Origin of the sequence: Cetobacterium somerae ATCC BAA-474 (assembly GCF_000479045.1) — a bacterium.
Classification (GTDB): domain Bacteria; phylum Fusobacteriota; class Fusobacteriia; order Fusobacteriales; family Fusobacteriaceae; genus Cetobacterium_A; species Cetobacterium_A somerae.
The window spans coordinates 1-6762 of the sequence record NZ_KI518118.1; the positions used below are offsets into that span (position 1 = coordinate 1).

4 protein-coding genes and 2 pseudogenes are annotated in these 6762 nt (G+C 28.8%); 1 reads left to right on the forward strand and 5 read right to left on the reverse strand.

Features of this window, described 5'->3' with window-relative positions; genetic code table 11:
• Positions 1-348, forward strand: a pseudogene (locus tag HMPREF0202_RS15240) (hypothetical protein); the annotation flags it as partial.
• Positions 349-403: 55 nt separating this feature from the next.
• Here the strand turns inward: HMPREF0202_RS15240 and HMPREF0202_RS04895 are convergent.
• From HMPREF0202_RS04895 to HMPREF0202_RS14935, 5 genes and pseudogenes are all read right to left on the reverse strand, one after another.
• Positions 404-2596 carry a Xaa-Pro dipeptidyl-peptidase gene (locus HMPREF0202_RS04895; protein WP_023052140.1) on the reverse strand — a complete coding sequence of 731 codons (2193 nt, stop codon included), beginning with the start codon at positions 2594-2596 and terminating at the stop codon, positions 404-406.
• Complete coding sequence (locus HMPREF0202_RS04900; protein WP_023052141.1) at positions 2589-3890, reverse strand: MFS transporter; 1302 nt, start codon at positions 3888-3890, stop codon at positions 2589-2591. Before HMPREF0202_RS04900 ends, HMPREF0202_RS04895 begins: the two co-directional genes overlap by 8 nt.
• Before the next feature lie 15 nt (positions 3891-3905).
• Complete coding sequence (locus tag HMPREF0202_RS04905; RefSeq protein WP_023052142.1) at positions 3906-5417, reverse strand: carboxypeptidase M32; 1512 nt, start codon at positions 5415-5417, stop codon at positions 3906-3908.
• Positions 5418-5430: 13 nt separating this feature from the next.
• Positions 5431-5964 carry a helix-turn-helix transcriptional regulator gene (locus HMPREF0202_RS04910; protein WP_023052143.1) on the reverse strand — a complete coding sequence of 178 codons (534 nt, stop codon included), beginning with the start codon at positions 5962-5964 and terminating at the stop codon, positions 5431-5433.
• A gap of 381 nt (positions 5965-6345) precedes the next feature.
• Positions 6346-6762: pseudogene (locus tag HMPREF0202_RS14935) on the reverse strand (phosphoglucosamine mutase); the annotation flags it as partial.

Genomic DNA, 6762 nt, shown 5'->3' on the forward strand with positions numbered 1-6762 from the left:
TACAACTATGTTCAAACTAAATATAATACAAAACTTAAAACTTATTCTAAAAAATATAAACTTATAAGTAATATAAAAATAAAAATTAGCGATTTTAATCTGTTTAAAAATACTCTTTTTAAAGAAATTGACAATACTAATTTTTCCCACGCTTATTTAGTTTCTAATTTTTTTAAAGTTTTAAATTCTGATAATTTGAAAGCAAATGATGACTCACCTTATAGTAAATTTATTAATAGTCTTAATAAGAATAAAACAAGTTTTTATGAAGATAATAAAATTATCATTTTAGCTGAGTTTAACGCTAATTACTTTGAAAGTTGGATATCTATTTTTTTTAAAGAGTAAGAATATTTCTATTAAATACCACAAAAAAAGTTGTAGATCTCTCTACAACTTTTAACTACTTTATCTTCAAATGTAACTTCACACTACCCTCATCCAAAAAGTAAACTGTCTTATGAAATGGTCTTTGTGTAATCTCCACATCGCTTCCATAAATTACAAGACCTAACCTACTCCCTTTCTTTAACGTATATTGAGTGGGCACCATCTCAAAACTATATCTATGAAAACTCTTAGGAACAACTCTACTTTTATAGTAACTACTTTTCCTATTCTGTATATTTATATGCCCCCTTGTAATCACTCTATACTTAGATGGACTCTCTTCAAGCACAAAGTCTACCTCATCCATAGTCCCTGCGTTTCTCCCTAAACTAATCTTTCCCTCTCCAGTAATAACTTGCTTCACGCTAAGTCGCCTTCTCTCTCCTATCTCCACTAACATAGCACTCAATATCCCTCTATCTTTATTAGAACTAGCACTAAACTCTATCTTCACACACCCAGAAATCGTTCTATCCTCTTCTAAAACCTCACTTTTATAAATAACTCTATGCTTTTCTCTCTCTCCTAAAACTAATCTATCTCTCCACTCTCCATAATTCTTTATTTCCCTAATAAACCCACTAGTATCTATATCATCTGTAAACTTCCCTATCCTTTTATCATTTTTCTCTAAACTCTTTATCTTTAAGTTATCTACTAATCTTTCTCCATCTACAGCAAACACTTTATCTTTATACTCTTTTGATGGCCAATTTTGTGATTTTTCCCATACTAAACTATCTAAATTACTTTGAACCATCACATCTGGAACTGTTTTCATAACATCATTTTGTATATCATATAACCAATAACTTAACCATCTATTCATAATATCATTAAAATCAAAACCTTTTAAATTCTGTATATAGATATGATCTCCTTGATGTAAAATAATTTTAGATGGAATATTGTATTTTTTTAGTTTATCCCACAATAGTTTACAGTGAGTAGTTTTTACATTCCAATCATTTAACCCATGAACTATAAAAACCGATGCTTTTATATTTTTGATATCCTTCAAATAGTTTCTTTCATCCCAAAAACTATTGTAATTTCCATTTTCTCTAGCCTCACCCTCTATCATTTGAGAGATCGACTTCTTATATCTTTTTTTCAACTCAATATTATCATCACTATATTCTCTACTTCTACAATAATTTGTTAAAAGATCAGCATCGTCCCCTTGCCACTCCAGTGGAGCTCCAATAACTCCATTAACTCTATAATAGTTATACCAATTAGATATAGCTGCTTCTGGTATAATTGTTTTTAATCCTTCAACTCCTGTTGTAGCTGCTGCTATACTTAAAGTTCCTAAATATGATTTACCACACATAGCTACTTTCCCAGAACACCACTCAGCCTTTACCTCAATATTATCTATTAAATTAGTATAAGCCTTTCTTTTACCATTTAACCACTCTATAACTGCAATAGTCCACTCCTTCTCCTCTTTTGAACCTGTACAATTTATTCCCTCTGATCCCTTTGTTCCAAGGCCAGCTGAGAAAACACTTGCTATTCCACGACTATTAAAATACTTATACCACTCAGTTATACAATCTAAATTTTCATCTTGAGCCAATGAAGTTTTTGCCTCTCCCTTACTAACTCTTTCACTTTCACAATAGTACTTACTTTTACACTCTTTAACTTTTATATCTTCATACCGTATTTTCTTTTCACAAAACTTTTTTAAATTTTTATCCACACTGTGCATATTATTATAAACCTCTTCGTTACAACTCATCATATATGGATTTGCTACGTATATTGCTGGAACTTTCATTCCTTTTAAAGTCTCTTTAGGTCTTCTTATAAAAACTTCAATTAGATCTCTTTTTCCATCTCCATCTGTATCTAAAGATGTTTCCACATAAATTTTTTCTAATAAAAACTCACTATAACTAAAAATAGGTTGTAGTTTTCCATCAAATACTAAAATCTCTGGTATCTTCTTACTTTCATTAATTTTATCAAAGAACCCATTTTCACATAAAGTTTCAAATACAACTCTTCCATTTTTTCCTATACTTTTAAATACAGTTGTAAAAAGAATCTCATTCGATGTTTCATTCAGATTAATCCCTTTAGCTTTTAAAATAGCTTCATCCTCATACTCTAAAAGTTCTAATATATACTTCTTTTTATCCTCAAGTGTTTTTAATCTATTTTCATCTAAACATTTAAAAATTTCACTATTCATAAGAGTTCACCTTTGCAAATTGAGGTTCTTCAATTTTATTTTTATTTAAATGAGCTTTCCAAACCTTTACAAAAACTGCTCCTACTAAAAGTACTCCAATTAAAATCATAAAGAAATATCTATATCCATTAACTCCTGGATAACTATCTAAAATTTTTCCAGCCATTAATGATATAAAAATATCTGGTAGGTACCCAATTGTTGATATAAGTCCAACTGCTGTTCCAGAGTATTTATCAGGTATTGCTCCCTCCTCCATCATAGCCCAAGATAAACTAAAGTTTACTTGATAAAATAGATAGTTTAAAATATATAGAAACACAAATGCTCCAATCACAAGCATTGATCCATTTAGTGGTAAAAACATAATTCCTGCAACTCCTACTGCCATTGCTATAAAAGAGAAGAATAGTAAATTACTTGTTCCCATCTTATCTCCTAAAACTCCCCCTCCAACATTAGAAACAGGTGAGATATATCTTTTTACTGCTGCTAAAATTGCTGCTGAAGTAACTGTCATACCAAGAAGTGATGTAGCATATGGAACAAAATAATAAAGTGATAATGTAAATACATAGTTACAAAATGTTACAATAGCTATAATCCAAACTGCCGGTAGTTTAATAACATTTTTTATATCTGCTATTGATATTTTTTCTCCACTATTAATTATTTCATCCTTCATATTAAAGTGAACAAGAACCCCTGATGCTATTGTTAAAACTGAATAAAAAACTATTATATATCTCATACCAACATATACTCCTAAAGTTTTTACTCCAACCTTAAAAAGTATAACTGCCACTGATGCAGCCAGTGCTGCTGCAACTCCTCTTCCCCCTTCAAAAATTCCAAAAGCTTTTCCCTGACCATCAGAATCTGAAAGCATTCTCACTGCCTTTACACAAGCTGGCCAAAATGCAAATAGTGATGAGAATCCCCAAAATGCGTAAAGAGCAACTAAAGAATAAAATGATAGTGGTAATAGATGTACAAATCCCCCAAGTCCAGTTCCTAAAAGTGAGTAAACAAGAAGTTTTCTAACTGAGATTCTATCTGCAACATAACCACCAAAAAGATATGAAACCATTCCAAAAATTCCGAATATACTTCCAAAAACTCCCATCTGTGTATTATTCAAATTGTATGCTTCTAAATATGCATCATAGTAGTCATATCTAAAATATGGAAGACCATAGATTATTGCACCACCAAAAGATACTAGTAAAATTACAAATAGATTTTTTCTTAATTTTTCTCCAAAATTCAATTTTAAAAACAACTTGTTTAACATACACTCCCCCTTGATTTATTTTATATTGTATAGTTTATAATACTTACTTTTTAAATACTCAATGTAATACTTTGAACTTAGATTTTCTCCAGTTAATCTCTTTAATATCTCCTTTGAACTATAAAGAGCACCATGACAATATATATTGTCTCGTAACCAGATATTTATTTTTTTTAAGTTCTCTACATCTATATTTTCACTTGAAATATTACACTCTTTCTCTAAAGTTTTTTTCAATTGATGTGAGTATAGTTCAGCTATTAGATATACTGGAAAAAATCCAAAATATCCACTCGCCCAATGTATGTCTTGAAGCACCCCTTCTGAAAAAGATTTTGGTACAACTCCTAAATACTCTTTATATTTTTTATTCCAAAGCTCTGGTAAATCTTTTACATCCAATCTTCCTTCTAACAAATCTTTTTCTATCTCATACCTTATAATTATATGTAAAATATATGTTAGCTCATCTGCTTCTATTCTAATTGGAGATGGTTTAACCTCATTAACTAATCTATAAAAATCTATATCCTCTTTATCCTTTAACTGTGGAAATAGTTCTTTTATTTTTTTTAAAATAAGTGATGATATATTTTTATCTCTTCCAACTATATTCTCATAAAATCTAGCTTGAGATTCCTCTAAAACTTGAGAACTTACCTCTGCTAAAAGAGTCCCCAAAAGATTCTCACTTATACCTTGCTCATAAAGCCCTTTTCCAGCTTCATGAAAGGTGTTATATATTCCAACTTTCAAATCATTTTTATCAAAAGATGTTACCACTCTTACATCCTTTGGAGAAGCTGCTAAAGTTGTTGGGTGCTCTCCTAAATCTACCCTTCCATAAGTAAAATCAAAACCTGTAATACTTAAAATATATTTTGAAAGCTCCATCTGTTTATTAAAATCATACTCTCCACTAAAATCTTTAGCTATACTATCTCTGCTATTTTTTTCTATCTCTTTTACCAATGGAATTATAAATTTTTTCAAATCTTCTATTAATATATCTAACTCATCGCAGTTTATATCAATATCATAGTATCTAAGAAGTGCATCGTATGGTGTTTTTTTATATCCCCAATACTTAGTAAAATTTTTAAAATGTGCTACAATCTTTTCTAAACATAGAGAAAACTCATCAAAACTATTTTCAACTTTTGCTTTTTTCCAAATATCTTCAGATAGAGTTATAAGGTTCATATAATCTTCATACTCTTTTAAAGGTATTTTTTGAACAAAGTTAGAGTTGTTCTTTATTTTCTTTAAAGTAGCTTCTATTACTTCATTTTTCTTAGGTGATTTTTCAAAATACTCTTGAAGTTTTAAAAATTTTGGTGATGAAAACCTATTATATATATCCTTACTTAAAAATTGAATAATTTCAGATCTATAACCAATAGCTCCTTTTGGCATATATATAAGTTTATCCCAATAAAGAAGTGTATTTAATGTATATTTCAAATACTCTATCTCTTTTAACTCTATTTTTAGTGCCTCTTGCTTTTTCTCATAAAACAAATCCATTGATCCTCCTCAGTTACTTCAAATTATATTGTGTAAAAAATGGATGTAAAGAGTTAGTTTCACAACTACTTTTTAAAAGCTCCTCATTTAGTTTTTCATTTTTTAATAACTCTTTAGATTCAACTTCCTCCTCTTGAAGCTCTAATAAATTCATTATTGTTAAAAATATTTTTGATTGTCTTTTTAACTTTTGTAAATAAAACTTATGTGTTCTCACTGTAGATGGAGATATTCCCATCTCTTCAGCCAACTTTTTACTCTCTTTTTTTTCCATAAGTCCTGTTATCACTTTACTTTGAATCTCTGTTAAACCAGTTATATCTTTTTCTAAAGATAGCAAAGTTTTTAGCACTCCATTGTGCTCTCTTTCTATATGCTGTTCTATTGCCCTTTTTGCTGTTATAAAATTATGATTATCCTCATAAACTATCCCTTCATCAAAGGTTTCACCACAAAAGATACAAGTAAAATTCTGCTTTTTTAAGTTATAAACATATCCTAAAGATATATCCTCTATTTTTAAATCATAAATACTATCTAAATTCACTTAAACACCTCTTTTTAAACTTTTTAACTAAACGTTTGTATATAATCAAATATATACCTTATAAAGTTTAAGAAATCAATGGATATTTAATATTTAAATAGCTAAATATATTTTATAAATAAATTTTTACAATAAAAAAAGAGCATATTTGTAATACATTTCACAAACATACTCTTAATTGGCTTTTTACACCCTTATATATCATTTTTTAACTATACGACTACTAATTAGATCAATTTCAAACGAACGTCTTAAATCTAAAATTAAAGAGTCATTTTTATGGACTTTTGTATATAAAATAGTAATCACATCTTTAAATACTTAAAATTAGATATTTAATTTACAGAAATACTTATTTTAAATACAAAACGGTTATTTCTTCTAAATTAACTCTTTTTCAACAACTTCAGCAATCTCTTTTGCTACTCTGTCCACTGTTGCCATCTCTTTTCCTTCAACCATTACTCTTACTATTGGTTCTGTTCCAGATGTTCTTACTAATACTCTTCCTAAACCTGCCATCTCTAACTCTTTTTCCTCTATAAATTTAACTATTACTTCGTTTTTATTCCATAGATTCTTTTTACTATTATCTACTCTAACATTTATTAATAGTTGTGGCCAATCTACTATCTCTCCTACTAATTCATCTAGTGATTTTCCTGAATCTCTTATAGCCTCTACTAGTTTAACAGATGTCAATACTCCATCTCCTGTAGTTCCAAAATCTGATAGTATTATATGACCTGATTGTTCTCCACCTATGTTTACATTAAGTTCTTTCATTTTTTCAAGAAC

Bases quoted from the DNA above. Each gene is read 5' to 3' on its own strand.
- HMPREF0202_RS04895 (WP_023052140.1), bottom strand. From the start codon at position 2,596: ATGAATAGTGAAATTTTTAAATGTTTAGATGAAAATAGATTAAAAACA.
- HMPREF0202_RS04900 (WP_023052141.1), bottom strand. From the start codon at position 3,890: ATGTTAAACAAGTTGTTTTTAAAATTGAATTTTGGAGAAAAATTAAGA.
- HMPREF0202_RS04905 (WP_023052142.1), bottom strand. From the start codon at position 5,417: ATGGATTTGTTTTATGAGAAAAAGCAAGAGGCACTAAAAATAGAGTTA.